Genomic DNA, 24715 nt, shown 5'->3' on the forward strand with positions numbered 1-24715 from the left:
GCTACCCCAACCTCACGTCAGGTCGCGAACGAAGGACAGGCTGATATTGCAGTTGGCGTCCACCGTGTTGTCGCTCGCACCGTGCTGGGAGACCTCGACACGCATGGGGACACCAGCGTTCCAACGGCCTTGCCAGGACACGTTGACACGGTGCCGAATCCAGGTCTGAGTCTCGATGAGTGAGTCCTGCCCGGCGATTTCATCGTTGCCGCGCATCAGGCGCACGTGCACGAAGTGCAAGTCGTTGGGTCGGCGTACCGTGGAATCTGCCCAGACATTCAGGCTGACGTCCCAGAACCCTGTGATCGGCGCCACGATATTCGAGCCGCCCTGGTACATCTTGTTGGGGTCGAATTCGGCCGCGCCCCATTTGAAGGGAACCCACTTGCCCTCGCCGGCAGGGATTTTCATGCCGGGGGCGCGGATGACGGCAGCTACGGGCTTGAACGGCTTGCTGCTGCCGGCCTGGCCGACCATCAGGGCCGTCATCTTCGACAGCCACGTAGCCTGTCGCTGCAACCAGTCCAGCCGGTCCGAGACGCTGCTGTATGTCTTCGCGTGGTGGTAGTTCGAGATGGGATTGGGCGTCTTCAGCGTGAACCCAGCCGCCTCCAACATCCCCTTCCAGACATGGGGGTTGACGCCCAGTGTCCGCTCGACGGCGGCCATCTCGTTTTGGAGGTCGTTGACATGAGCGGCGAAGATGGTGTCCACGTTGTCGGTCTTCGGCGTGAAGCTCCGAATCGACATGGGGTAGACAGCGGGCATGGCACAGGCTCCTATACTCCGCCGCTGGCGGTAATGACGATGCTGCCGACGATGGGAATCTCGTTTTCGCGACAGATGACGTCTGCGGTGCCGCTCTGAGAAAGATCCGAGCGGGCCATCATCTGAATGACGGCCCAGTCCACACCGGGCACTTCCTGAATGGCCCGGTACAGATGGGAGATGGAGATGCGGGAGCCGAACGTGGTTTCCGGCGGAGTGAACACCTGCTGAATCGCCTGCTGTACGGCCAGCTTCACCGTGTCGCGCCGGTAGCGCGGCTGGACGGAGACCAGGACCGGCAAGGAGCTGGAGCCGATGTTGACGGGGATCAGGGAGCCGTTGACGACGTTGACGACGACGCCGGACAGCGACCGGGCCTGCACGTACTGGGCGACTGCGTCCCGCTGCCCCTCGCTGGGGAGGATGTTGTTCGGGCCGATGATGAAGATCGTCACCGCACTGGCGGAGCGGACCACGGCGCGGGCGTCGGCCACGCCGGCGACGTTGAGGGCGAGGTCTGCGTAATCGGTCTCGCTGACGGCTCGGCCCTGGGTGCGGAAGACGCGAGGTGCGTTGGTACGGATCTGGTCGATGGGCTCCTCGTCCGCACCGCCGGTCATGGGAGAGGAACCAGAGACCCCGATGCCGGGGATGCCTTCCGCCAGGTCGAGGATGGAGCCCTGGGGCAGGTTGCCGTAGGAGCCGCCGCCGGTGCGGTAGGCGGCTGTGATTTTCAGACCGGTCGCAGGGATGGCTCCGGTCACGCCGTCGCCGAAAGTGATGTAGGTGACGCCCTGGTCGTCGGTGATGGCGGTGAAAATGAGGTCGGAGTCCCGGGTCAGCAGGAAGTCTGTGACCCGGGTCCACTCGGTGCCGCCGACTCCGTCGTCCAGGAAGATCCGGACAGTGTCGAGCAGCACGGGGGACTGCGCGAGCGTGAACGCTTGGCTCTTGGTGCCGTCGGACTCGCCGACGTCCTCGACGCGGACGGTGGTGGCTGGCTGGCCCGAGGTGGAGGCGTACAGGGCCAGGGTGCGGCTGCCCTGGGTGGCGCCCTCGGTGACCAGGCCGACGACTTGCGGCACGGGTGTGGTGTAGGCCGGCACGATGACGTCGGCGGTGGTCTCGTACGTGATGGGCCGGTCCAGGGCGGCGATGTACGCAGTGATGACCTGGGTGCCGGCCGGGAGCGTCACAGGAGACGTCAGGCCCGGGGCCGGGCTGAAAGCGACCTGGCCGGTGGCAGGGATCGCGGTGTGCGGCTGATAGCCGAGTTGCTGCGCGATGGCTACAACGCTTGAGCGCTGGGTGGCGGTCGAAAGGAAAGCCTCGTCCTGGATTCGGTCCTGGTAGAAGCTCATGATGTCGCCGAGGTAGGCGAACAGCTCCACCATGACGACGCCGAAATCAGCCGGACTTCGAGAGGTCCATTCCGGAAGCAGTTGTTCGGCGTACGCCAGGAGAGAATCGCGGTAGCCGGTGAAATCACGCGACGTGTAGTCGATATTCGCTACCGACCCGCTGTCGACTGCCACGGCACACACTTCCTCTCGGTCCCCGCCAGCGGGTCCGAGTCATAAAATGTGTGCCGGCCTGATAATGGGATTCTACGGTCCTGGGCGTCGGCCCGTTAATTGCTACCCGGGGGTCGATACGACGGTGCCTCCGACGAGGACCCCGATGGTGCGTGTGTTGTCCTGCTCAGCGCCCGGGACATCGGAGCGACTGACCTGGACGTTGATGTCCACCATGCCGACTTCGCTGTTCACCGTGGCGACGATCGCCGACACCACGGCGGAGGGCTCCCACTGGGCCACCGCGTCAAGGACCCCCCGCTGAAGCTGATCGTTTGCGACGTCGGCGTTCTCCTCGAACAGGGCTGCGCTCGTCGGCACACCGTAGGTGGCACGCATGACCCGCTCGCCGGGCAGCGTGCCCACCAGGGCGTGGATGCGGTCCAGGAGCTGCTCGCGCGGCTCCGTGGTGGAGGCCACGCCGCCGGTGTGGTCGATCGCGAAAGGTGTGCGCATAGCGACGGAGACCGCCGTGTCGACGGGGCCGGTGGCCTGGATGACTGGAGGTGTCTCGGGCTGCTCCACGGTGAGGGGGACCAGAGCAGCGGCCCGGTTGATCGCGTCGCCGTAGGTGAAGAAGGCCGGCAGCCGGTTCTCCGGGTTGGTGACGGACGTCGCGGACAGGTCGCCAGCAGAGTAGAAGGTCTTGCGCAGTGACCGGGTGAGGTCGAGCTGGACGCCGGCGCGGAGTTTGTTCTTGTTGGTGATGTTCTGCGGGTCGCTCCCCTCGAACCGCAGGGGCGGGGTGTCCGTGACGAAGCCCGAGGCGTTCAGCTCCTGGATAACCAGAGACACGAGGACGTCGTCCAGGCCGCTGACGTAGGTGACCTCCTCGGCTTCGCGCTGGTCCTCCACGCCGCGCCAGGAGATGGTGCGAGCGGAATTGCCCACATTGACCAGACAGAAGGGCTCATCGAACGTGGTAGGCGGCAGAGCGAGGTCGGGCGCGGTCAGGTCGCTGAGGGCCTCGAAGGAGTAGTACGCGCCCCCGTCGGCGCAGTACTGGGCGAGCTGCGAGGTGGGCGGCTCGATCGCACCGCCATGAATGGCGATGTGGCCCAGGTAGTCACCGACACCGTAGGTGTTCTTGATGTCGTAGTCGATGCCCAGCGTTTTCGCTGCCGCGAGGGCCCGGTAATAGGGGTAGGCCACTGCCTTCTCCTTAGACGATGCGGGCGCGGATGCCAGTGAGGGACATGTCGTAGGTGGGGGCTGCGCCTCCTGGGAAAAGCGCCATGAGGTCGCCGTTGGTTTCCATCGTGATCCGCGCCGCCGGGGTGTCGTGCTGGCCCACAGGGATGGCGACGATCCATTTGTTGTCGAATGAAGCGGATGAGCTGGCGCCTTCCGTTCGGTACACGGCTGTCGCGGTGTACGTCGTCCCCGGCGTCATCCCGGTGATTTGGCGGGAGTTGGAGACGGAGGCGTTGTTGGTGCCCTGAAGTTCTGCGGAGCGGTTGTCGTCGCCTTCGGCGATGCTCGTAGCGCCTTGGGTTATCCGGACACCCATCAGACAGCGGCCCGTTGCGGTGGTGTTCTGCATCATGGCGCCGAAGACGACCACGGCCTGTCCCGAGGCTGACGCGATGAAGCTGACGGTCGGCCCGTTGGCGTCGGTGACGTACGTGGTGCTTGTGGTCGACGTCGTGGTCCGGTATTCGCCGTAGACCGACTTGGAGTTGTAGGCGGTGCGGTAGATCGTGGCGGTGATCGCGCGGTGGCGCTCGATGGGGTGGGCATTCTCGGGGAGGCTGGCGAATTTCACGGACGTCCCCAGGGCGATGCCCGTGGTGGTCTCGACAGAACCGGACAGCTCGACCATGCCGTCCTCGGTCGTCCGGTAAACGGGGCTGCCGGCGCTCGATGCGACCCAGTCGGGCTCCAGGGTGAGCGGCTGCCAGGCGGCGACCGTTTCCGTCACGCGGGGCCAGTAGACCGGGTAGTTCGCGTCGCCGCCTTCGAAGGCGACGGTGACCTGATCGCCGGGCGCAACGGTGCCGAAACTCACCGGCTCCGCCCACCCGGAAACTGCGGTCCCTGTGATCTGGGGGATGCGCAGGCGTACGCGCCGTCGGCTCTGCGGGTCCTGGGTGGAGACGACGATGCCGGCGTACACGCCGCACAGGGCGGTCATGACGTCCCCCCGGTGTAGGCAGCCCGCCAGCGGCCGGAGACGAGGACCGTGGGCGCCGGCTGCCTCGGCTGCCCCTGTACACCGAGATCGAGTCCTCGGACGTCACTCCGGCCGACCACGATCGTCGTCGTGTAGGTCGACTTCTGCGGGTACAACTGGTTGATCCCCAGCTTGTGGACAGCGCTCCGGACCATCCACAGCCCCTCGTTGGCGTCCCCGATCCCGGCGCCGCGCAGCTCGACGAGCGAGCCGGGCCTGAGCCTCGGGTCACCGTTGACCGTGGCGCGGGCCTCCACCCACAACCAGTCAGCCGACGCGTCCAACAGCCGCTGTGCCTGGGTGTAGGAGTCCGCCGGCCGGGTGCTGTACTGGTTGGTCAACAGCGGGGCCACTGCCTGGCCCTGCACGGTGGTGCGGTTTTGGGCGTAGGTGCTCGCGGTCAGGACATTGGTGGTGCGGTTGAAGGCGGTGGTCTCGTAACGGGCCCGCAGGCCGCCGGCTGGGTCCGTGTCGCCGATTACCGCGCTGAATTCCCGGAGCGAGTCGATGACGCCCGGTGCCTTGCGCTGGTGGAATACGGGCACGCTGCCGTCGGGGGCCTGCATGACCGTTCGGCGGTTGGTGAACCAAACGGACGTGTTGTCGCAGTACAGCCGGTAGCCGGTCCGGTCCGCCAGATCGCACAGGTACTGCCAGTCGCTGCTCGCCTGGGTGCTCTGCTCGTAGACGTTGCTCGTGGTGTCCACACGCGGCTGGAGGTTGTACTCCCGGGCGATCTGCCGGGCGGCGGCCGAGGCCGTGGTGCCGCGCCACGTCCTGTTGCGGCGGGTCTGCATCAGCATGCTGGCACCGAGCAGTGTGTAGACCACCGGGACTTGCACCGCGTACCCGAAACGCGGGTCGGTCTCACTCGCCAGGACGCGGCTGGAGGCGACGTAGCCGTACCAGTCGGCAGAGTCATCGGTGTACCAGCCGTACTGCAAGTGCACGGGGGTGTTCTCGGCCCAGACCGAGCCCGCCGGCGTCCGCCACTGCTGGGCGGGAAACGCGGGGTTGTAGGTATGCATGACGGTCAGCTCGACGACCTGGTGGGCGCCTTCGGCCTGGTAGATCTCCACGCCAGAAAGCCAGGCGCCCTTTTCGAGGGCGGGGCGCCTGGCGTACAGATGGGGCCGGTAGACCTTACGCCACGCCACGGGGCACCATGATCTGCTGACCAGCGGGCACTTGGGTCCAGTCGAGGATGCCGGGGTTGGCCTCGGCGTACATCCACCAGCTCGACTCGCTCTGGTAATACCGCGTGGCCACGTCATCGACCCGCTCACTGCTGCGCCACCGGTAGTCCGACACGCGCAGCTTCTGTGCCTCGGGCCGGCGGTGCATGACGGCGAGCTGAAGCTGGCCGTTGCGGTCCTTAACCAGGGTCGTCTCGTTGCGCTGGTAGCGCGAAGTGCGGGAAATAGCCATGGAATTCCTCCCTAGACCCAGCCGGCTGTCGACATGAGCTGCATGGAGATGCTGACGGCGCACCGCACCGGGGTCATTCGCTGAGAGAAATGCGTGTAGGTGATGTCGAGGCTGCTGACGTACCCGAAATACTCCATGCGGCTCAGGCCCGGCAGTTTGTCTCGCATGGCGTGGCGTGCCTGCCCGAATCGGCACCAGACCGGATTCATCTGCATGACGCCGATTACCTGGTTGGCGTCCACAGATGACTCGGCCGCCTCCGCGTCGCCCTGATTCCACACCTGCTGAGGGGCGTTGATGCCGACCATGTTGTAGAGCACGTGAATGTCGGCCATGACCCCGTACGTGCCCTCGATCTTGTTGAACTGCGTGCTGTCGCTCATCTCGTAACTGCGGTCGAAAAGCAGCGAAAAGGAGAGCGTGCCGCCGGCCGCGACGAGCGGAGTTCCCTTGTCCTGATCGCTCCTGGTGTAGGCCGGCATGACCTGGTTCGCGGCGTCGATCCCGTGACTGACCTGGACCGTGGAGGGGTTGTACAGGAAATTCAGCATGTAGAAACGGCCGGACTGCCCCTTCGGGAAGGCCGTGACCATGTACCCGCGTTTCAGGCCGTAGTTCGATCCCTTCTCGCCGGGCAGATACGACGGGATGTTCTGGATACGCGGGTCGAAATTGTTCTCCCAGATGCCCTTTCCGGGGAGGTTGACCGCACCGTCGGACTTCTTCTTCTCGGCCATCACCAGCCTCCCATCAGCGACTTGATCCGCTCATCGGCTGCGATGTGAGTCACGAAAGCCTGTGCAGCACTCTTGGCGCCCTCGGCGCTCGCAGTGGGCATTTGAACGACGACCGAGCCGGCACCGAACTGGAGGGTCACGGAACCGGTGCCGCCGGCGGCGTTCGAGCCCTGCCCGGGGCTGGGGTTGAGGCCCTGGTTGAGGAGGGCCTGGCGGACGGTGTGGGCGGTGTTGCGCTCCAGCACCATTTCCCCGCCGTGGAGTTTGGCGTCGAGGCCCTCGCCTGCCTGCCCGGGAACCTCCCACGCGCCGTCGGCGTACCAGTGCGGGCTACGGGAGTTCCAGAAGTTCAAAGCCTTCTGTGGCGTGCCGTACTTGCCCTTGATGTACTTCAGGCCCCAAGCGATCTGCTTCTTCGGCGAGTTGCGCCATTCCTTGGTCGCGGTTTCATGGTGGAGGTTGCTCATTGCCTGGGGGATGCCGTAGGCGTCGCTGTTCGGGTTGTCGGCCCAGTGCCTCCACCCGGACTCGTTGTGCCACAGCTTGTAGAGGGCGGTCCACTGACTGCCCGACCACCCCATTTCGGCGGCCATTTTCTTGCCGAGTGCGACGTTTGCCTTGACGTTGTGCGGCGCGTCCTTTCCGGCGTCGCTGTCGCCTTCGTCGCTCTCTGCTTCTTCGTTCTGGGTGGCCTGTGGGGTTTGGCTGACGGTCTGGGCCGTGCCCGCGCCGCCGGAGAGGGCAGCCGCGAGGGCGTCGACCTCCTCGACGGAGCCGTACGCGCCGGAGACGTTGAACCCTCCGCCGGTCGAGCCGTGGTCGGTGGTCGGGTCGGACTGGTCCCCGGACAGGCTCTCCTTGGCCTCCACACCCCCCGCCATGACACGGCGGGCTCGCTTGAACTTGCTGTACATCGGGCCCTCGACGACGCCGCGCCCTGGGTTCGCGGCTTCGATGACCTTGCCGTCGCCGGCGTAGACACCGACGTGGCTGATGTCCTTGTAGAAGACCAGGTCACCGGGGCGGACCTCGTCGATGGGGACCTCGACACCCTTGTGGATCTGCTGGTAGGTGGTGCGCGGCAACTTGACGCCGGCCTCGGCGAACGCCTGCTGCATGAGCGAGGAGCAGTCCCACGCGTCCGGGCCTTCGGCGCCGAGGATGTACCGCTCGCCGACCTGGGAGCGGGCGAAGGAGATGGCTTTGGAGACACTGCCTCCGGGGAGGCCGGCCTTGTCGCTCTTCTTGGTCTTCTTGCCTTGCTTGGACTCGGGTGTTCCGGAGTCGCCGCCGAAGAGGCCGGAGATGCCCTTCCACGCGCTTTTGGCCCAGGACCCCTGGTCGGTGCCCTCCCCCGCGTCGCCGAAGAAGACGTTGGGACCCCAGTTCCAGCCCGACTTGAGGCCGGTACCGAGAGAGCCCCAGAATCCGCCACCCTTGGCCGAACCGGCGGCTGTGCCGATGACATCGGCCAGCGGCTCCAGAGTCTTTTGCAGCAGGGTGTGGATGTCCGCCAGCGTGTTGGCGCTCGCTTTTGCCGCGTCCAGGAAGGAGGCGGAAGCGGGCAGATGGCCCTCGCGGGACAGGCCCTGGAGGTAGCGCTGGGAGTCCTGGTAGGAGTCGCCGACGCTGGGCGCGTATTTCTTGAGTTTGTCGAACGCCTTCTCGGCCTTTTCGGTGTCCCGTCCGCCCACGTCCTCCAGCAGACTGAGGGCTTCCTTCTGGCTCAGCCCCTTGAGACCCTTCTTCTCCGGATTCATGACGCTCCGGAGAATCTCGGTCTGGTTGCGCATGGCCTCCATGCTCTGACCGGAAAGCCCGGCCACCCGCGCGTAGTTGGCCATGCTCATCGACAGAGAACCACCCTGAGCGAGCTGTGCCGTGAGCTGCTCAGAGGTGAGGTTTCCGAATCCTCCGTTGTTCACGCGCTGCGCGAGGCTCAAGGCCATGGCGCCTGAACTGTTCTGCCGGCCTCCCGCGAATCGGGTCGGGGCGAGGCCGAACATTTGGCTCGCATAAAACGCCTGGCCGGTGCCGAGTTCCTGCTGCATCTGGGCGGCGCCCTGCATGCCCAGTCCCGGCGTGATGAACGCGGCCGAAGCAGCTCGTGCGGCCTGAACCCTCACCTGGTCGCGGGGGTTCTGCATGGTGATGGCGGAGTAGCCGCCGACGGCGTCTTCCTCCGAGGTTCCCCACATGATCGCGCCGGAGCGCTTCATGTCGCGGAAGTAGTCACGCGCCCGTGTGCCGTGCGATCCGGACCAGTCCGGGCGGAGCATCGACATCCGCCGCTCGAACTGGCCGACCATCTCTTCCATGCCGCCGGAGTAGTACGAGCGGGCCGCCCCGACGATGGCGCCGCCGACCTGGGCGCCGAAGCCAATGCGGTTCATGGTCGTCTGGGTACGCTGCTGTGCCCGCATGCGGGCCATGTCGGCGACCATGTTCGCCATGGCGCCCGAATGCTGGTTGTCCTGGAGCTGCCAGTCGCGGCGCGTGCGTGACTGGTTGTTGGCGAAGAGGATCGCCTGCTCGTCGAGCAGATCCTGGGCCTCCTGCCGACGCCAGGCCGGCGACCGCATGTTGTTGGCGTTGCGGGTGCCGACGCGGAGTTGGCGGTCCCACTGGAGCTGCTGGCGCTCCAGCTCGTCCTGCATGCGCTGGCGGGCCGCGTTGTGGGCGTCGTACTGCTGCTGGTAGCGCTGCTGCATTCGGCCGAGCTGGTCCCCCGTGCGCTGCCCCTGGCCCAGGTTCGTCGCCTGGAAGCCCATGGTGTTCAGGCCGGCGGTGCTTGCGAAACGATTCGTGAAAGTCGTGAACGCCCGTGTCAGTGCATCGAGTTGCTGCCCGAGATTGTTCGCGCCGAACAACCGGCCCTGGCCCGGATTAGGCGGGGTCGGTGGGCCGGGCGGCGGCGGAGGAGTTCCCATCTACAGCCTCCTTTCAATTTCCCAGGCGGCGCGGCGAATCCAGTGATTGCGCTCGCGGATGGACAGGGATTTGATTTCGTGGAGGGACCAGGCGGGGTGAATCTGGGCGAGGATCTCGATCTCGGAAAAGGCCCGCTGGTAGTCACAGTCCGCGAAAGAGGGTGGCCAGGTTGATCGGCAGTTCGACCTCCTCCCCGCACGTCTCGTGCGTCCACGTGAAGTCGAGCAAGCGCGGTCCGGGTTGGGTGTCGGTGAGGAATTGGAGCAGGGTTTGCCGGTCGGCCATGGAGATTGTCTGCGCGGGCGGCCGGCGTAGTTCGGTGCCGTCGGGCTGGACCAGGCGCAGGACGCACCGAGAGAGGATTTCCGAGTCCTGCTTGGCCCGGTTGTTCTTGATGCCGAAGACCGCCTCCTGGTCCAATCCGGTGGGCAGGCGCACGATGGCCGTTGCGCCTTTGCGCAGCGGCACGTCGAACTCGGTGCGCTGGGGGTCTTCGAGGCGGACGGTGGGGATGGCGTCGAGGTGTACGGTCAGGTCGACCAGCTCGCCGCAGTGGGGGCAGGGCAGTTGCTCGAATTCGAGGACGTTGCCGAAGGTGGCCCGACGGATGTGCATGATGAGCAGTTCGCGGTCGCCGATGAGGAGTTCGCCGGACAGCTTGCGGGTCATGGGCTCGCCGCCGACGCTCACGACGCCTCGCGCCAGGAGTGTTTCAACCACCTTGTAGGCGGAGTTGCTGGCGCCGGCGGCGGCCATGGCCTCTGCGTCGTAGCCGTTGAGTTCACGCACCTCTGCCTCGCGGTGCCAGATGTCATCCCGGCAGATTCCGCGTTCGAGGGTGACCTGAGTGTCTCCGGGGTCGTCGATGCGGGGCTTGCCGGAATCCCGGGACTCCTTGAGGACGGCCTGGGTGGCGGCGGTGGCCTCTTCCGGCTTTTCCAGACCGTTGATGGTTTGGCCGCCGAACTGCTCGAAGTCGGGGAGCGTAACGGGTTCAGTCACTGTGTGTCCTTCGAGTGGGGGTTGAGTTACGGCAGGGAAATGCCGGTTCCCGGGCCGTACTTGCTCGCGATCTTGAAGTCCCAGCCTTCGTGAGCAAGGGTAATTTGCTGTAGTTCGACCCCATTTGCCCCACTGTCGAGGTCGCCGAAGGCGATGCTCGTGGGCCAGCAGTTGTAGACCCGCCAGCCGGCCTTGTAGTAGACGGTCTGGGTGGTGACGGGGTGGTCGAGGAGGAAAATGTCCATGGTCGCGCGGAAGTTGTACGACCCGTCGTTCCCGCCGGTGCCCTGCATGACCTTGAACAGTTTGGTCAGCCAGGCATAGATGTCCGAATCGCCACAGATCAACCCCCTTGAGAGGGTGATCGGTGCAAAGTCCGACTGGCCCGGCATTTTCTGGGTTGTCGTATTCATCCCGCCCTGCCTGTACACCACCACGTCGGTCGTGATGGACAGGCCGCTGACGGACATGAAGCCGAGCTGGTTGGACCGCTTGCTGGAGTCGAGCGTCGAGTTCGCCAGATGGATCTTGACCTGGAACTTGAAATTCCGGAGTGGGTCGGTCTGGAGCTGTGCGAGGCTCGGCTTCTGGGTCGTACTTGTGGCTGCCACGGGTCACCTCTCATTTCCCGATGAAGGGGCCGCCGGAAAGAACAGAAATGAGAGGCGGTCAGGCTGCTGACGTCAGACGGTGGTGGGCTCTTCGATGGATGAAGTCGACTGGGAGACGCCGCCCTGGTACTGCGAAATCTCGATGATGATGAATTCCGCAGGCGAGGAGAGCGCCACGCCGACCGTGATGTGGATTTCGCCCAGGGCCACGGTCTGCGGCGTGTTGTTGGTTTCGTCGCAGGCCACGAAATACGCCTGGTCGGGTACCGAGGACTGGAGCTGGCCGGCCTGCGTGAGCGTGAGGAGCTGCTGGTCGACCAGGGCTGCCAACGTCGCCCACAGGTCAGGCCCGTTGGGCTCGAAGATCGCGAACCTGGTCACGTCTTCCAGCAGGTTCTCGATGTAGATCAGCATGCGCCGGACACTGATGTACCGGTCCGGCATGCCCTGCTTGAGCGTGCGGGCGCCCATGATGCAGAACCCGCTCTGCGGTACCGGCCGGATGACGTTCAGTCCGGCCTGGTTGAGCGCATCGAGCTGATCGAGCGAGAAGAGATGCTCCACGCCCACGGCACCCACGAGGCTGTAAGCGACGCCGGCCGGGCTGCGGTTGGGGCCGACAGCAGCGTCAGCCTGTGCGTACTGGCCCATCACGGCCCCGCTCGGCGGCAGCATCCGGGTAGACGACACCGAGGCGCCGGCCGGGTCGGCGACCTGAATCCACGGCCCGTACAGGGCCGCGAAGGACGACGCCGGCGCGTAACCGGAGGCGGTCTCGGTGAACTTCGTCGCCGCCGTGGCCGCGTCGATCGGGGCAGGCTGACGGGGCGCGTCCAGGACCAGGAAGGCGCCGCGCCGTGCCTCTGCCCATGCCAGGGCCGCGTTGATCTGTGTGGTCGCCGGAATGTGGTCCGTCAGGCTCGTGTTTCCGCACAAGTTGACCAGGAGCACATCGGAGACCGAGGCGAAGTGCTGGCTGAGCTGCTCGGCCAGGTTCACGGCCTGGACACCGTCAGCGCCGGTAGCCAGGGGGGCGTCCGTGAGCAGCTCCGGTTGCCAGGAGGCATCCGGGGTAGCGCTGGTGCCGGGCGTGCTGGCCGAGGGGGGCAGCATGTTCGCCACGGAGACGTAGTTCGAGCCGGACTGCGAGGAGTTGAGCAGGCTGACCACGTAGCGGGGGTCACCCGGGTTGAGGGAGAGATCCTGCCATGTCTCCACCAGGTTTCCTTGGTTGGTGCCGCCGTACTTGATGAACAAGTGGAAGCGGCCCGCGTTCCACGAGGCCGTGGTGGAGACGTAGATCGAGTTGCCGTACTTCCCCCTGCCGCGCGCTGTGATCGAAAGCGCGTCGACCTCGGTGTAACCCGCCGCCGTGTCGAACGTCGCGGGAGTGGTCATCGGGTCGCCGGCCGTGGCCCCCTTGTAGGGGGTGATCTGGACCTCGTACGTCGTTCCGGGCGCCAAGTCCGTGAAAGCCGCCTGCGGCTTACCGCTGGACGGCTGCGTGACCCACACCGTCTTGGAGAAAGAGCCCTCGTCCGGCCGCGTCACCTCGACCTCGTAGGCATCCACGCTCGACAGCGGTGTGATCGCATCCCACTCGATCATGAAGGCCGTCTGCTCCGGATTTGCGGTGACACTGCCGCTGGGCGCCACGAACTGCACGTTGGTGACCTCGCCCGACGGTGCGCTCCCCGAGCCGGTGGGCGCCGTGCCGTCGGGGGTGGCGACGATGGTCTCCGGCGGCGGCAGGGGCTGGTTCTTGATCACCAGGCGGGCCGCGACGGAATCGGTGGGGGTGGCCCGCAGAATCCACGCGTTCTGGCCACCGTTCGAGAAATATTCGTAGACCTGGAAAGGCAAGTAATTCATGCCGTTTCCGAAGCCGCCGTACAGGCCCATGAACTGCTCCCAGCTCGCCACCTTCACCGGCGTGCTGGGACCGGCGTCGTGCGTGCCGACGAACGTGGCCACTGCTACGCCCGGGGGGCTGACCTGCTGCGGGAGAGGCTTGAGTGTCTCGCTGATGTAGACCCCGGGCCTCTTGTACGGGAACGTCGTAGGAGTGGTCATTGCGCATCAGCCTCCGGGCGGTGCGGGCAGAACGGTGAGCGAGAGGACGGCCTGCGCCACCTGCGGAGCGATGTCCGAATCCTGGGCGGTGACCTGGAATTGCGCCGGTGTGGTCGTCGCGGTGACGGGAGTTCCGTGCAGGACGCCGGCAGTGGTGAGGGAGAGGCCCTGGGGCAGGTGGGCGCCGTCGGAGAGGGACCAGGTGACCTCCCCGGTCCCCCCGGCCGTCTCAAGGCGCTGCCGGTAGGGCTGGCCTACGAGGGCCTGCGCGAGCGCCGTGGTGGAGACGCTCAGCTTCTCCTTGGTGATGACCTGCGTTTCGCTCAGCGGGACGATGTGGCCCTCGTCCCAGTAGCCCTTGTCGAGGAAGTCGACGAGAACGCGCTGAGCGGGCGTCAGGGTACGGATTTCGCTGAGGAAGACCTCGCTGGAGACGCGGATGGCCCACGTTGCGACGAACAGCCGCTTTCCCAGCTCATCCTTGGACTCGGAGTATTCGGGGCCGCCGAGGATATCCAGGCGGCGAACGGTACCGTCCTCGGGGATCGGCAGATAGCCCAAGCGGGCCGGCAGGAAGTGGAATCCCATGAGCGCACCCGTCATCTCGATCAGGTGCAGCTCTTTTCGGGCGTAGGCGTCGAGCTGGTAGTCGACATTCAGGGGAATGGGCATCTCCGCCATGTACGGAGACTGCGTGGGGTCGGTCATATCCGCCCACGGCTCGTATCCCTCGGGGGCGTAGTGGAGACTCACCTCGCCCCGGTGCTCTCGCTCTTCGTCGCGAGAGATACGGGAATGGCTGATCAGGATCAGCGGGTAGGTGGCGTCGGCCAGCTCGTATTCCGGGTTCCTGTACCGAACGGTCACCTTGCGACCGGCATCACCGGAAGTGGCGTCATGCACCAATAGACCCTGGAACTTCTGCTTCAGGGCCTTATCTTCGTTCAGAAGAAAGGGCACAGCGGCACTCCGGTATGGGCGGTTGTAGATCGCCCCACCAGAATGCGTGCGCCCATTTGCGACCAGTTAATGCCGCAGGATCAGAAGACGCCGAGCATCTTGAGAATGAGAACGAGGACCAGAAGGACCAGTACGACTCCGACGATCTGAGCGACAGTCATGACGCACTCCTTGCGTGATGCCGGGCCCGCCGCCCCCGAGAACGGCAGGCCCCCGGCAGTCCGATTACTGGTGCGGGTTGCCCCGGCCGCCCGGCTGGGTCTGCGCGCCCTGGCCGCCCCCGTCCCCCTGTACGCCCTGGTCGGCCGTGCCGTCGGCTGCGAAGCCCGCGCCGCCGCCTGCCGCGTAGGAGTAGCCGGCCGTCAGAGCGGCGTCCTCCGGCATGAGGTGCGTGCCCTCCTCCGGCGTGTGCTCCGACGGGTTGTCCAGCTCCAGCGGGCCGTCCTTGATTACCTTGTCGTTCTGGTCATTGCTGACCGCGACATAGCGCATCGAGGTTCCTCCTTGTAGGAAAAGGCAAGGGGCGATCACAAACTGATCTGACGGACCGAGCGTCGCACGCCTGCTTATAGCTCAGGTAATTCAGAACCAGGCGGTGTCCGACCACGCTTTCAAGGGTTTCGTCACCCAGGCGCTTCCGTTCCAGACCTTGACGGGCTTGACAACCCAAGCTGATCCGCTCCAGACCTTGCACACTGTGGTCGGGATGGTGTTCACGTTGTCGACTTCAGCCGGCGTGGTGGTACTGCCCGTATCGGCATAGCCCTCGAAGTTCGTACGCAGCGTTCCGAATTTTGCCCACTGAGGCGTAGTGATACTGCGTCGGACAGTCCAAGTGGTGGCATCCGGGCTTGTTTCCCAGTAGAAGGTGCCGTTCGCCTCCCTGAACCGCCACCAGCGATGAGCGACGGGGTCGAACGCCAGCGTGGTCGGCGTGGCGTCGAAATATCCGACGCAGCTCTCGAAGGTCAGGTTTCCAGTGGCCAGTCCGTACCGGGTGCGGATGAATGTGCCGTTGTCGGTAGGCCCGAGCACAATGGCGGAGAAGGCGGTACCGGTGCCCCCTGTCGGCAGGTGGACGACCTCGAAGTAATGAGTGCTGCCTGTGATCTCGTAACCGACGTCAGTTGCCATGAGGCCCGCGAACTGGTCATTTGCGGGAACGGCGGCCCGCTTCCAGGTCCCATTCCAGAACGTGCCACCCCAGTACACGAAGTAGCTGCCGATACCGGTACTGAACTTGTCGATGATCTGGGAGGTGGGGGTAGCGAACATGCCGTCCGCGCCGGAGAACTCCACCCAGCCGGGATTGGTGGTCACGGCCGTGGCGCCGCTGGCCATATCGGTGGTGCCGGTGGCGCCGTAGTACAGAGTGCCGGTGTACGAGGTCGCGGAGGTGTTCTGCGCCTGGTAGCCGAACTCCACCACCAGGCGGTCCCCGGCCTGGAGCGCTACGGACGTGATCGCGGTACCCGTCGTGCCGCCGCCGGCCGCCGTGGTCGGGAACGCCGTGCCCCCGGTGTAGTCAGTGAGCAGCGTCCCGCGCACGGTGTCGCTGTCGCCGACGGTCACGTACATGTGGGCGCGTACAACCAGGGCTGCTGCTGCGGCCGACTGCATTCGGCCGGTCATCCATGCCACGGTCCCCGACAGCGTGCCGGCGACTCGCGCCGGCGGGCTGATCCACCGTCCAAGCAGAACGTTCGTCGTGGTGGTGGAAGTCTCGGCCTTTGCGGACGTCGTCGAGGTACCGGCCGGTTGGCGTCCCAGCAGGCCGGTGACTGTCGCGGTGGCGTCCGTCCAGGTGCCCCGCTTGGTGGCGGGTGTGTAGGGAGCGGCGGTGGTGGTGAGCCAAAAGCGTGTCGCCACGGCGGGGCCTCAGTTCGTATCGATCCACACGTCCCCGGCGGCGGGGGTCGCGGGCGCAGTGATCCCCACAGTGATCTTGGGAGTGGGGAGTTGCGCTTGGGGAACCTTGCTGTCGGCGCCCAGGCCGGCGACGCCGCTCGCTGCGCCCACCTTGTCCGTCGAGACGACGTTGCCGCCGGTCGTGGGCACTGTCTGGGCGGCGAGCTGACGGGCCGGCATCTCAGCCCACCACCGTCACGCGGAAGGTGTCGGCGGCGTAGGAGGCCGCCGTGGTGACGCTCACGGTGTTGGCGTCCACGACGATGAACTTTGCGCCCACCAGCTCGCCGGTCGAGATCTCCTTCAGCGAGGGTTCGAGGATGTCCGTGGTGTTGAGGTTGTGGGTGATGTTCAGTGCCGAACCGCCGGTCAGGGCACCGACGTTGGCGGAGTACTTGCCTGCTGTGCCCAGAGCGGTGCGGGCGCCGGCCGCCGTGGTCGCGCCGGTGCCTCCCTTGGCGATGGTGACCAGACCGACGGTCAGGCCGGACGCGCTCTTGGAGAGGGTGGCGTCGGCCAGCTCCAGGGAGAACGTGGTCCCGGAGAGTTCCAGGCCCTGGCCGTCGGCGGTGTAGGTCTGGCCGCCACTGCTGTACTGCGTCCAGGTCTGTGTCCAGGCGCCGGGCGCCCCGGAGGGGGTGGCGGTCTGAATGAACTGGGTGCCGGCCTTGGTGCCCTCGGACACTGCCACGAGCGTGCCGTCGAGCACCTCCCCGGTGGCGTCCGCGTCCGAGCGGCGGGTGGCCGCCTGGCCGGACCCGGGGTAGGTGTAGATGCCGTTCTGGGTGCCGGTGGTCTGCGCCGAGGCGAGGAAGCTGTTCCCGCCGGCCATGGTGACACCGTCGATCGCGGACGGCAGGTTGGACAGGTCGACGTTGGCCTCGGCGACGACCCTGACCGGGTCCTTCACACCGGCGATGCCAGCGCGAAGGTTGTCCGCGTACTGCTTCGTCACCAGGTCGGTCGCGGCGGTGGGATCGGCAGCGTTGGTGGCTCGCTGGCCCCCCAGGTCGACCGCAACATTCGGAGCGGCGAACTGGTTCAGGCGGTAGCCCTGCACCACCGTGGCGAGGTCACTGATACTGCTCGCGGGCTGGCTGCCGGTGTGGTCCGCGCGGTCGATCGGATTCTTCCACGCACTGGCATTCCAGAACTTCACCACATGACTGGCGGTGTCAGTCCACAGTTGCCCCTCAACGGGCGCTGAAGGGGCGGAACTTGCCGATTCCGGGACCAGGCCCTGAACCGGCAACTTGTTCAGCTTGATCGGAAACCGGAAATCCGTAGTGGCCATCGGAACTCCTAATGCAGTACGGCCGAGCCGGTTTCCGCGTACGCGAACCGGACTGTCACGGTGGTGGGAGAGGGGTAGTCGACCGAGCCGCCGATTTCCCGGCCCGAGGTGTCGTAGACGCTCACGAGCGGCCGGTAAGGCAGGGAGTGAGAGATCGTCCACTCGTTGCTGGGCGCAGCCTGGGTCCATTCCTGCGGGCGTGGCGCCACTCGGGCTTCGAGCGCATCGAGCTGCTCCAGGGAGACCTCGCCCGGGTCGCCCTTGTCCCCCTTGGCGCCCTGGGGGCCCGTCACCGGCAGGTAGTTCCCCGTGTAGGGGTTGACCGGGGCAATGTCGGCCAGGTCGACCGGGGTTGAGGAGGCCGGCAGCAGGATGTGGTACACGCGGGGCGGTATGCCCTTGAGCTTTTCGGTGACCTGGTAGGCCCAGCTCGATGGGGACATGCCTGGTGCGTCCGTGGCAACCAGCGTCACCTCGAAGCGGCCCTCGGCATCGAGGGTGACCTTCGCGGCCGTCGCGGCGAAGGTGTCCGAGCCGGGCAGCGTCAGCACCGACGGCGGGGCGAAGTGAACGGTCCCGGACAGTGGAGAGCCGTCCGGGGCGATGTAGCGGCCCGTCAGCGGTGTCGAGGGAATCCCGGCTGGCATCGCCGCAGCGGAGATCTCAGGAGTAGGGGTCATCGCTCGCGCCTTCCTCCGGGGGAGGAACCACGGACTCCGCCATCAGCTCCGGCGATATCTCCGGGTGCTGCGTCGGGTCGGTGAGGTAGTCCTGGAATTGCGGGTCGTTGACCAGCTCGTCGTTCTTGATCTGCTGGCCCTCGATGACGGTGATCACGTCGCGCCGCCGGATCTGCCCGAGGACGTTCAGCCGCTGTACCGCGTACAGCGCGCCGTCGTAGGCCATGCGGTCGCGCTGGAAGGTCCCGTGCTTGATGTCCATGGCGGTCAGCCCGAATTTCATGAGCTGGTCGAATTCCAGGACCACGCGGATGGTGTCGGTGATGTACAGGCCACTGTCGCGCGGGTCGTCATTGCCGGACTCCACGTGCGTCACGTGCAGGGCAGGGAGTTGCCATTTCCCGTAGAAGACCTTGCCGCCACCGGTGGCCTCGTCGTAGACGTCGTGCATGTCCGACTCGGCGTGCTGGAACCGGTAATAAGTGATGACGTCGCCGGTGCGGTTCTGCCAGCCGCGCAATGCGCGGTGGATAAGGGTCGTTTCCGTGTTGACGCCGAAGCGTCCCCTCTTCCAGTCCAGCCGTGACCACATTTCCGCTCACCCCCAGGTCCCCGGATAGAGGGGAGAGGGGATGCCGGACTCGTCGTCGTAGGCGTCGCCGTCGATCGGCGGCAGCAGCCTCTCCGGCTTGGAGGTGTCGTCGTACTCGCGGCTCTGGAAAATGGGCACAAGGCGGTTGGTGGTCCGCGCGATCCGCCGGAGCTGGAACATCTCGATACGGCCGAGCCCCACGTTGAGCTGCTGCGCCAAGGTGTTGTACCGGCCCTGGAGTTCGCTGATGTGTTCCATGAGCTGCCGGTAGCGCTGCGACCGAGGTACGAAGGTCCCCTCGGCCGTGTTCACGTCGATATCGGTGCTGGCGTCGGTGGCCAGCGTCCACAGGACGTTGATTGCCGCCAGGTAGGCGACCAGCGGCTCCTCCACTGCTGGGAGGTTCTCCAGGGTGATGGGCTCCAGGTCGTACCGGATGTGCCCGTGCCCGTCGCGGTACCGCGTTTTGATCGTGCGGCCGTAGGTGTGCTGGTTCATCGCGTCGCCGACGTACGTCTCCAGCTCCGCGTCCGTGAACATCCCCTCCGACCGGCCGCGCACGATCAGGGTCTGGCCGTGGCGCAGCGGGGAGTAGACGGGGTTGATCAGCAGGATGCTGCCCTCGCCCGGACTGAGGACGTAGTCGGTGTCCTCCACCAGCTCGACGGTGCTCGCGGGGTCCGCCGTGGTGACCTTCGCCTCCACCGAGGTCACGTTCACTTCGGACAGGTCGTACGTGCTCAGCTCGTCGCCGCCGATGAAGGTGTCCACGAACGGCGCTGCGAGGTCTCCGACCTCGGAACGGATGCGCCGCACAATCCCCGCGAGCGTCGCCATCTCAGGTCACCGCCAGCGTCATCGTCAGCGCGCCGGCGGCGATTTGCAGGGCTTGGTTCTGCTGGGTGGTGATCGCGGTTTCCAGGTTCCACGCCATCAGGCAGAGGCCGGTGGGCTGGCCGGCCGACGACGTCATGCGCGTGACCAGCGCCGCCCCGGTCACCGGGGCCGCGAGACCGGTGGCATCACTGAAGGGCCCGAACTGCACGAGGTCGGTCGTCGTCGACTGCCGGGTGCTGGTGGAGGCCGCGCCCCAGGGGATGGGCTGGCGGGCGTAGCCGGTGCCGGCTGCCTCGATGCCGATGAGCGTGGTCATGTCCGTCTGGGCGTCCGTCACGACTTGGGTCAGCAGCATGAGATAGGTCGTTTTCGGCTGCGGGTCGCCAGCCGCTGTCTTGGCCTGCCACTCGGCCTCCAGGCCGGTGGTACGGCCCGTCAGGTAGTCGAGCCCGGAGACGGCCCCCTGGACCGCGATGAACCCGTTGGCCGGCATCACTCACCGCCGGAAGAGTTCTCGGCCTGCCAGTCCACGTACTCCGGTGGCTCTTCGCCGACTCCGAACAGGGCGACGAACTGGCTCAGCGGGAAGGAGATGTTGTGCTGGACCAGGCGGCCGGGGGCGGGCGACTCCAGCCACATGCACAGCACCGTCTTCTCCGCGCTGTAGCCGACGCCGTAGGTGGCCGGCTCCAGGATTTCCAGGACCCGCAGCATGCGGACCTCGTCCTGGTCCTTGTAGTAGTGGGTCTTCGTGAGCATGCCGACGCCCTCGCCGAAATCTTCGAGGAGCCGATACCACTTCCCCTGCTCGGGGGTTGCCTTGAGTTTTTCCAAGGACTTGGTCGGTGCCGCCACGGCGGGATACCCCCTCTTGGTCAGAGCCACTGCCAGACGTAGCCGAGCCGGTCCAGGTGCAGTGCGACGTTGAGGGGCACGGTGTAGACCTGACCCTCCTTGAAATCGAATTCCGTGCCCTGCCCGATCGTCACCTTCTCCAGGTCACAGGCAATGCGAATGCTCACCTGCTCCGGGGGGAGTTCCACCGGGCCTTCAGGCTTTTCCTCCTCGGAAACTGCCTGAACGGTTCGGCCCTTCTCGTCGAGCTGAATCGGCTGGTCGAGATTGGCGGCAGCCTCGGCGTGCTGCATGGCGAGTTCGCCCTTGCGGCGGGCGAGTTCCTCGGCGTGCTGCTCGGCGAGCACCCTCTTCTTGTTGCCGGTGTGATCCTTCGGATTGGGCTTGGTGCGAGGATTCGCGGGCACGGTGTTCTCCTATCGAGTCGGATGCCAAATCCAGGGCGGCGGCGAACTTGCGGCCACCGCCCTTTCCTGCGGGTGGGTCAGTTCGTCGCGCACTGGACGACGGCGTAGTCCGTGATCAGGCCAAGCCCGAAAATCGAGTACCACGCAAGGGCGTGCTCGCGGCCGAAATCGAGCACACCGCCATCGCGGAGTTCGACCGGAAGCGAGATCGCGTGGCCCGCCGCGTTGTCCCCGATTACCAGAGCGCGGTAGATGGGGTTCGCGGGGGCATTCGGGTTCGACGGAGACGCGGTCACTGCACCGATTGCCGGGGTCGATCCGGACGCGGTACGGGCGGCCTGGCCACCCCACTTCTGGGAGGTGTTGGTGGGGATATTCGTCCCCATCTGCTGGGTCGCCGGCGGGGTCGTATTGCCCTGGAAGACCTGCGTCGTCTCGATGAATACGACGTCATTCAGCCGGCCGATTTCTCCGAGCATGAAGTTGCCCGGCGCGGCATATTTCGTGACCTCGATGAATTCCGGGTCATCGCGAAGTCGACGGCTTTGATGCGGGTGGACAAAAGCGACATATGTCTCACCCAGGCGAGGGACGTTCTTCGTCGCGAGGGTCTCCACCGCGTCCTTGACCAGGGCAGACGTGAAGAAGAAGCCGCCGTTCGTCGACATCGTGGCTTCCGAGTCGGCGAACATTCCCCGGTCGTACGGAGAAAGCGGAGTGCGCGTTGCACCGGCCGACCAGGACGCCAGCTTGTCGTATCCGTAGAGGACCGACGGGGCGCCGAGGAGGGTGTCGCGGCAGAGCGCGTCCAGATACGTTGCCATATTCCGGCCCAGCAGACGGGCACCCGAAGCCATGACGTCATCGAAAGACGCGTTGAGCAAAAGCTCGGTCACCGCGATGGCGAATCCGTGCTCGGCGACGGTGATGGTGATCTGCTCAGCGGAAAGCGCGTGCGTCTCCATGCGCACGCCTTCCACGAGCTGCTGCGCACCGTCCAGCGAGCGGTAACGCATGAAGTTCACGGTGAGGCCCGGAGCGGTACCCAGCTCCGTCTTCTTGACCATGAATTGCTCGAACCTGAGCACGGGCATTGCCTGGAACAAAATTTCTTTGCTCCAGATCGTCTGGATGGCCGGCGTGAGCATGGTGGAGTTGGCCGCCTGATAGGCGGTCGGCGTGGGGGACAGGACCGGAGTCCCGGTGATTCCGCTTGCCACGGGAACCTCTCATTCCGTGAGTTGGCCGCCGGAATGAGTAGGAATGAGAGGCGGTTTAGCGAGGGAGCGGGTCAGTCGAAGAGCCCGCGATTGCTTGAGTTGTTGGCTGCCGCGCCGAGGAGCTGGCTCCTGTACTTTGCGAATTCGCTCATCGGCATGTTCTTGATGTCGTCGACCGAGAGCTGGCGTGCACCCGCGTCACCATCCGTGGGTCCGTTGCCGGTGTACCCGGTAGACGCCACGCCCCGCATCTGGGAACGCGCCGTCTGCTGGGCCTGCTGCACGGACTGGAAGATCGCGTCGGTCTTCGCCTTCAGCATCTCGATCGACTGGTCAACCTCTTCCGGCGTATTGCCGGCGACGAGGTCCCTGAGTTCGGGAGCAATGCTGTTGCTCTCCGCAGTGAGTCGTTCCTGAATGTATGCACGCAGCCGGTTGAATTCGGCTTCCTTGGCGAGAGCCGCGCGCTCCTGCTCTCGCTCCCGCTGAAGCTCGGCGAACTTCTGCTCCCACTCGGTAGAGCGTTCTTCCACCAGCTTCCGCGCGGACATCTCCGCTTCGGCCTTCTCCTTGGCCGCCTGCTCCTCAGCAGTCTGGCGGTCGGCTTCGGCCTTCTCGCGTGCCTCGCGCTCCTCGCGCAGGGTCGTGAGTTCGGCCTCCAGCGCCTGGAGGCGCTCGTCGCCCTTCGTCAGGCGGGAGTAGAGCTTGTCCTTCTCCTCCTGCCGGGCCTTGGCGATGTCCTCGGCCGTAAAGGTGCGGCCCTGGGCCGGTGGTGCCGGCGGGTTGGTGTCCGTGTGCACGGTCACGCTGCCGTCGGCGTTGGCCTGGGCGCCGCTGCCCGGGTGAGACGGGGGTACGGGCTTCGGCGGAGCGGGGGGGTTCGGGTTGTCGGGCACTGCTTCACTCCGAGTCGGGGAAGCCGCCGAAACGAATAGAAATGAGAGGCGGACGGTCTAGTCGTTTTCCGGGTTTCTCCGCTGGGCCAGCTTCGTGCCCTTGGAGAGCGTCACAAGTTCACTGAGAACTGATTCGATGTCTGCACCACTCCCTGTCCCGGGGAGTCCGGGGAGGGGGCCGGCACTCGTGGCACCTGATTTCGGGTTCTTCGAGTTCTCCCCCGAGGCAGGTGCGGGCGGCGGGCTTTCCACGCCCGTAGGCGGCAATCCCGTTGTGCGCAAGATAGCCGAGGCAATTTGCGCCTTAATAAATTCGAGGGCGCCCTCCTCCTTGGCCTCTGCGAGCCGTTCGTCGAAGATTTCCTGCATCTTCTCGTCGACGAACGTCTCACCAAGGTCGCGGAGCGCCCCGCGCTTGGATTCCAGACCGAGCGCGAGCTTCGCCTGGACTTCATTGAGCTTGACCAGCTCGTCGACCGGCAACGGAGGCGGCCAGTCGCAGGTCGTGTCGTAAACCTCTGGGTCGCGAGGGTCGATGATCAGAGGCTGTTCCTCAGAGCTGCGGATTCCCTGAGTGGCCGGGTTGTAGATGCGAGTCTCCGGCTCGTACAGGAAGAGCGTCCGCAGGACCAGCTCGTTGATCCGCTTGAGACCAGACGTGTAGTTGGTCTGCTTGAGCGAATACCTCTGCATGAGCGGGAAGAATTGAATGCTCAAAGCGACTCCCGATGTGTTGGAAATCGCTTGAGCCTGCCCGAGGGCGGATTCCGGGACCCCGGTCAGTTCGTGCATCGAGCGCTTGATCATGTCCAGGTATGCGAGTGGTCCGGACAGGTCGACGCCATTTTCCAAGTTGAAAACATTTGCGTCTTTAGGTAGTCCGCCCCAGATCTTGCGAGCACCCTTCTCCAGGTTGCTCGCCTTGGCGCCGGTGATGATGGTGACCGGCGCCGAGTGGTAGTTGACGATGTCCGAGACCTCGGTGGCCTTCTCGTTGAATTCGCGGTTGAGCGGGATGACATCCACGATGTCCGCGAGGCCCCACGGGGAGCCGGAGATGGCGATGTTCCGGATGTGCACGACCGGGATCTGGCCGAGGGGGTTCTCCCGGGCGTCGAGCAGCTCGTCGTTGACGTACTCCTCGATCACGTCATCCGTGATGATCTCGGTGTAGGTGTATACGGCGCGCGTCCCCTCTAGGGAGGTCGCCCAGAACTTGTACTTGATCTTGAATCGGAGCAGGCGGTCGCGATCGTGAGGGTGGTACTCGGGAAAGCACTGAGCGCCATTGAGGGGAAGAATGCGGACGCGTCCGGGGTGCGCGTTTCCGGCGGCGTCGAACCATGCCGGCTCATAAGCGACCTTGACGAAGCAGTCCCCGGCGACCGAGCCGTTCTCGCCCATCTGCCACAGGACGGACTTCTTATCGTTGTCGACAGACCAGGCTCGATCGAGCAGCGCGGGAACGATGTGCTCGTACTTCTTCTCCGACTGGAAGTGAACGCCTCGGCCGAAGGTGAAATTGGTGATGTACCGGCTCAACGCGCCAACGTAGTTGATGGTGATGTTGGGCTCGCCGGCCTCCCGTTTGTACGCCCAGTGGTAGCCCAAATACCACGCCCAATGATTTGCGTAGCGCGTCAGGCGAGGGCCGTGGACCTCGAATTCTTCGTCGGCCAGCTCGACCAGGCCGAGCGGGCTGACGGAGACGGTGAGGTCGGATGCGGAGGCCCGCATCGAGGGCGAGACGAACGCGATGCTCACGGCGC

The 24715-nt window shown here is 65.6% G+C and carries 25 protein-coding genes; all 25 read right to left on the reverse strand.

The window, feature by feature from the left end; genetic code table 11:
• Positions 1-12: 12 nt before the first annotated feature.
• Positions 13-768, reverse strand: coding sequence for a hypothetical protein (locus tag ACFT32_RS17445; RefSeq protein WP_382489818.1), 756 nt, complete (start codon positions 766-768; stop codon positions 13-15).
• Positions 769-779: 11 nt separating this feature from the next.
• Positions 780-2303 (reverse strand): baseplate J/gp47 family protein, encoded by a 1524-nt coding sequence (locus tag ACFT32_RS17450; protein ID WP_382489820.1) that lies wholly within the window; start codon positions 2301-2303, stop codon positions 780-782.
• A gap of 102 nt (positions 2304-2405) precedes the next feature.
• The gene (locus ACFT32_RS17455) at positions 2406-3494 is read right to left on the reverse strand and encodes a poly-gamma-glutamate hydrolase family protein (protein ID WP_382489822.1); all 1089 of its coding nucleotides are present in this window, start codon (positions 3492-3494) and stop codon (positions 2406-2408) included.
• 10 nt (positions 3495-3504) lie between these two features.
• Complete coding sequence (locus tag ACFT32_RS17460; protein WP_382489824.1) at positions 3505-4476, reverse strand: phage baseplate assembly protein V; 972 nt, start codon at positions 4474-4476, stop codon at positions 3505-3507.
• Positions 4473-5672, reverse strand: coding sequence for a hypothetical protein (locus ACFT32_RS17465; RefSeq protein WP_382489826.1), 1200 nt, complete (start codon positions 5670-5672; stop codon positions 4473-4475). The genes ACFT32_RS17460 and ACFT32_RS17465 overlap by 4 nt, the downstream gene beginning before the upstream one ends.
• Positions 5659-5943 (reverse strand): hypothetical protein, encoded by a 285-nt coding sequence (locus ACFT32_RS17470; RefSeq protein WP_382489827.1) that lies wholly within the window; start codon positions 5941-5943, stop codon positions 5659-5661. Before ACFT32_RS17470 ends, ACFT32_RS17465 begins: the two co-directional genes overlap by 14 nt.
• 11 nt (positions 5944-5954) lie before the next feature.
• Entirely contained in the window at positions 5955-6680 is a 726-nt protein-coding gene (locus ACFT32_RS17475) for a hypothetical protein (protein ID WP_382489829.1), read from the reverse strand.
• Positions 6680-9610 (reverse strand): C40 family peptidase, encoded by a 2931-nt coding sequence (locus tag ACFT32_RS17480; protein ID WP_382489831.1) that lies wholly within the window; start codon positions 9608-9610, stop codon positions 6680-6682. The genes ACFT32_RS17475 and ACFT32_RS17480 overlap by 1 nt, the downstream gene beginning before the upstream one ends.
• A 142-nt stretch (positions 9611-9752) precedes the next feature.
• Positions 9753-10613: a hypothetical protein gene (locus tag ACFT32_RS17485; RefSeq protein WP_382489833.1), complete on the reverse strand. Its 861-nt coding sequence runs from the start codon at positions 10611-10613 to the stop codon at positions 9753-9755.
• Between the two features lie 26 nt (positions 10614-10639).
• Positions 10640-11224, reverse strand: a complete 585-nt coding sequence (locus ACFT32_RS17490) for a phage tail protein (protein WP_382489835.1) — start codon at positions 11222-11224, stop codon at positions 10640-10642.
• Positions 11225-11296: 72 nt separating this feature from the next.
• Entirely contained in the window at positions 11297-13126 is a 1830-nt protein-coding gene (locus tag ACFT32_RS17495) for a fibronectin type III domain-containing protein (RefSeq protein ID WP_382489837.1), read from the reverse strand.
• A 177-nt stretch (positions 13127-13303) separates the two neighbouring features.
• Positions 13304-14257 carry a putative Ig domain-containing protein gene (locus ACFT32_RS17500; RefSeq protein WP_382489839.1) on the reverse strand — a complete coding sequence of 318 codons (954 nt, stop codon included), beginning with the start codon at positions 14255-14257 and terminating at the stop codon, positions 13304-13306.
• A gap of 225 nt (positions 14258-14482) precedes the next feature.
• Positions 14483-14749 (reverse strand): hypothetical protein, encoded by a 267-nt coding sequence (locus ACFT32_RS17505; protein ID WP_382489841.1) that lies wholly within the window; start codon positions 14747-14749, stop codon positions 14483-14485.
• Between the two features lie 90 nt (positions 14750-14839).
• Positions 14840-16126 carry a hypothetical protein gene (locus ACFT32_RS17510; RefSeq protein ID WP_382489843.1) on the reverse strand — a complete coding sequence of 429 codons (1287 nt, stop codon included), beginning with the start codon at positions 16124-16126 and terminating at the stop codon, positions 14840-14842.
• 9 nt (positions 16127-16135) lie between these two features.
• The gene (locus ACFT32_RS17515; RefSeq protein ID WP_382489845.1) at positions 16136-16345 is read right to left on the reverse strand and encodes a hypothetical protein; all 210 of its coding nucleotides are present in this window, start codon (positions 16343-16345) and stop codon (positions 16136-16138) included.
• 1 nt (position 16346) lies between these two features.
• The gene (locus tag ACFT32_RS17520; RefSeq protein WP_382489847.1) at positions 16347-17324 is read right to left on the reverse strand and encodes a hypothetical protein; all 978 of its coding nucleotides are present in this window, start codon (positions 17322-17324) and stop codon (positions 16347-16349) included.
• A gap of 143 nt (positions 17325-17467) precedes the next feature.
• Entirely contained in the window at positions 17468-18139 is a 672-nt protein-coding gene (locus ACFT32_RS17525) for a hypothetical protein (protein ID WP_382489848.1), read from the reverse strand.
• A complete protein-coding gene (locus ACFT32_RS17530; protein ID WP_382489850.1) occupies positions 18123-18731 on the reverse strand; it encodes a hypothetical protein in 609 nt (202 codons plus the stop codon). Before ACFT32_RS17530 ends, ACFT32_RS17525 begins: the two co-directional genes overlap by 17 nt.
• A gap of 6 nt (positions 18732-18737) precedes the next feature.
• Positions 18738-19568: a hypothetical protein gene (locus ACFT32_RS17535; protein WP_382489852.1), complete on the reverse strand. Its 831-nt coding sequence runs from the start codon at positions 19566-19568 to the stop codon at positions 18738-18740.
• Between the two features lies 1 nt (position 19569).
• Entirely contained in the window at positions 19570-20061 is a 492-nt protein-coding gene (locus ACFT32_RS17540) for a hypothetical protein (protein WP_382489853.1), read from the reverse strand.
• Entirely contained in the window at positions 20061-20327 is a 267-nt protein-coding gene (locus tag ACFT32_RS17545; protein ID WP_382489855.1) for a hypothetical protein, read from the reverse strand. Before ACFT32_RS17545 ends, ACFT32_RS17540 begins: the two co-directional genes overlap by 1 nt.
• Before the next feature lie 116 nt (positions 20328-20443).
• Positions 20444-20830, reverse strand: a complete 387-nt coding sequence (locus ACFT32_RS17550) for a hypothetical protein (protein ID WP_382489857.1) — start codon at positions 20828-20830, stop codon at positions 20444-20446.
• A 77-nt stretch (positions 20831-20907) separates the two neighbouring features.
• Positions 20908-22050 carry a N4-gp56 family major capsid protein gene (locus ACFT32_RS17555; protein WP_382489859.1) on the reverse strand — a complete coding sequence of 381 codons (1143 nt, stop codon included), beginning with the start codon at positions 22048-22050 and terminating at the stop codon, positions 20908-20910.
• Between the two features lie 71 nt (positions 22051-22121).
• Positions 22122-22946, reverse strand: a complete 825-nt coding sequence (locus ACFT32_RS17560) for a hypothetical protein (RefSeq protein ID WP_382489861.1) — start codon at positions 22944-22946, stop codon at positions 22122-22124.
• A gap of 57 nt (positions 22947-23003) precedes the next feature.
• On the reverse strand, positions 23004-24710 hold the full coding sequence (locus ACFT32_RS17565; protein WP_382489863.1) for a phage portal protein: 1707 nt from the start codon (positions 24708-24710) through the stop codon (positions 23004-23006).
• Positions 24711-24715 lie beyond the last annotated feature (5 nt).

This window comes from Streptomyces sp. NPDC057002 (assembly GCF_042673825.1).
Classification (GTDB): Bacteria; Actinomycetota; Actinomycetes; order Streptomycetales; family Streptomycetaceae; genus Streptomyces.

Coding starts and splice junctions, on each gene's coding strand:
- ACFT32_RS17480 (WP_382489831.1), bottom strand. CDS start 9,610: ATGGGAACTCCTCCGCCGCCGCCCGGCCCACCGACCCCGCCTAATCCG.
- ACFT32_RS17525 (WP_382489848.1), bottom strand. CDS start 18,139: ATGACCCCTACTCCTGAGATCTCCGCTGCGGCGATGCCAGCCGGGATT.
- ACFT32_RS17470 (WP_382489827.1), bottom strand. CDS start 5,943: ATGGCTATTTCCCGCACTTCGCGCTACCAGCGCAACGAGACGACCCTG.
- ACFT32_RS17545 (WP_382489855.1), bottom strand. CDS start 20,327: ATGCTCACGAAGACCCACTACTACAAGGACCAGGACGAGGTCCGCATG.
- ACFT32_RS17505 (WP_382489841.1), bottom strand. CDS start 14,749: ATGCGCTATGTCGCGGTCAGCAATGACCAGAACGACAAGGTAATCAAG.
- ACFT32_RS17475 (WP_382489829.1), bottom strand. CDS start 6,680: ATGGCCGAGAAGAAGAAGTCCGACGGTGCGGTCAACCTCCCCGGAAAG.
- ACFT32_RS17540 (WP_382489853.1), bottom strand. CDS start 20,061: ATGCCGGCCAACGGGTTCATCGCGGTCCAGGGGGCCGTCTCCGGGCTC.
- ACFT32_RS17460 (WP_382489824.1), bottom strand. CDS start 4,476: ATGACCGCCCTGTGCGGCGTGTACGCCGGCATCGTCGTCTCCACCCAG.
- ACFT32_RS17530 (WP_382489850.1), bottom strand. CDS start 18,731: ATGTGGTCACGGCTGGACTGGAAGAGGGGACGCTTCGGCGTCAACACG.
- ACFT32_RS17535 (WP_382489852.1), bottom strand. CDS start 19,568: ATGGCGACGCTCGCGGGGATTGTGCGGCGCATCCGTTCCGAGGTCGGA.
- ACFT32_RS17515 (WP_382489845.1), bottom strand. CDS start 16,345: ATGCCGGCCCGTCAGCTCGCCGCCCAGACAGTGCCCACGACCGGCGGC.
- ACFT32_RS17495 (WP_382489837.1), bottom strand. CDS start 13,126: ATGGGCCTGTACGGCGGCTTCGGAAACGGCATGAATTACTTGCCTTTC.
- ACFT32_RS17445 (WP_382489818.1), bottom strand. CDS start 768: ATGCCCGCTGTCTACCCCATGTCGATTCGGAGCTTCACGCCGAAGACC.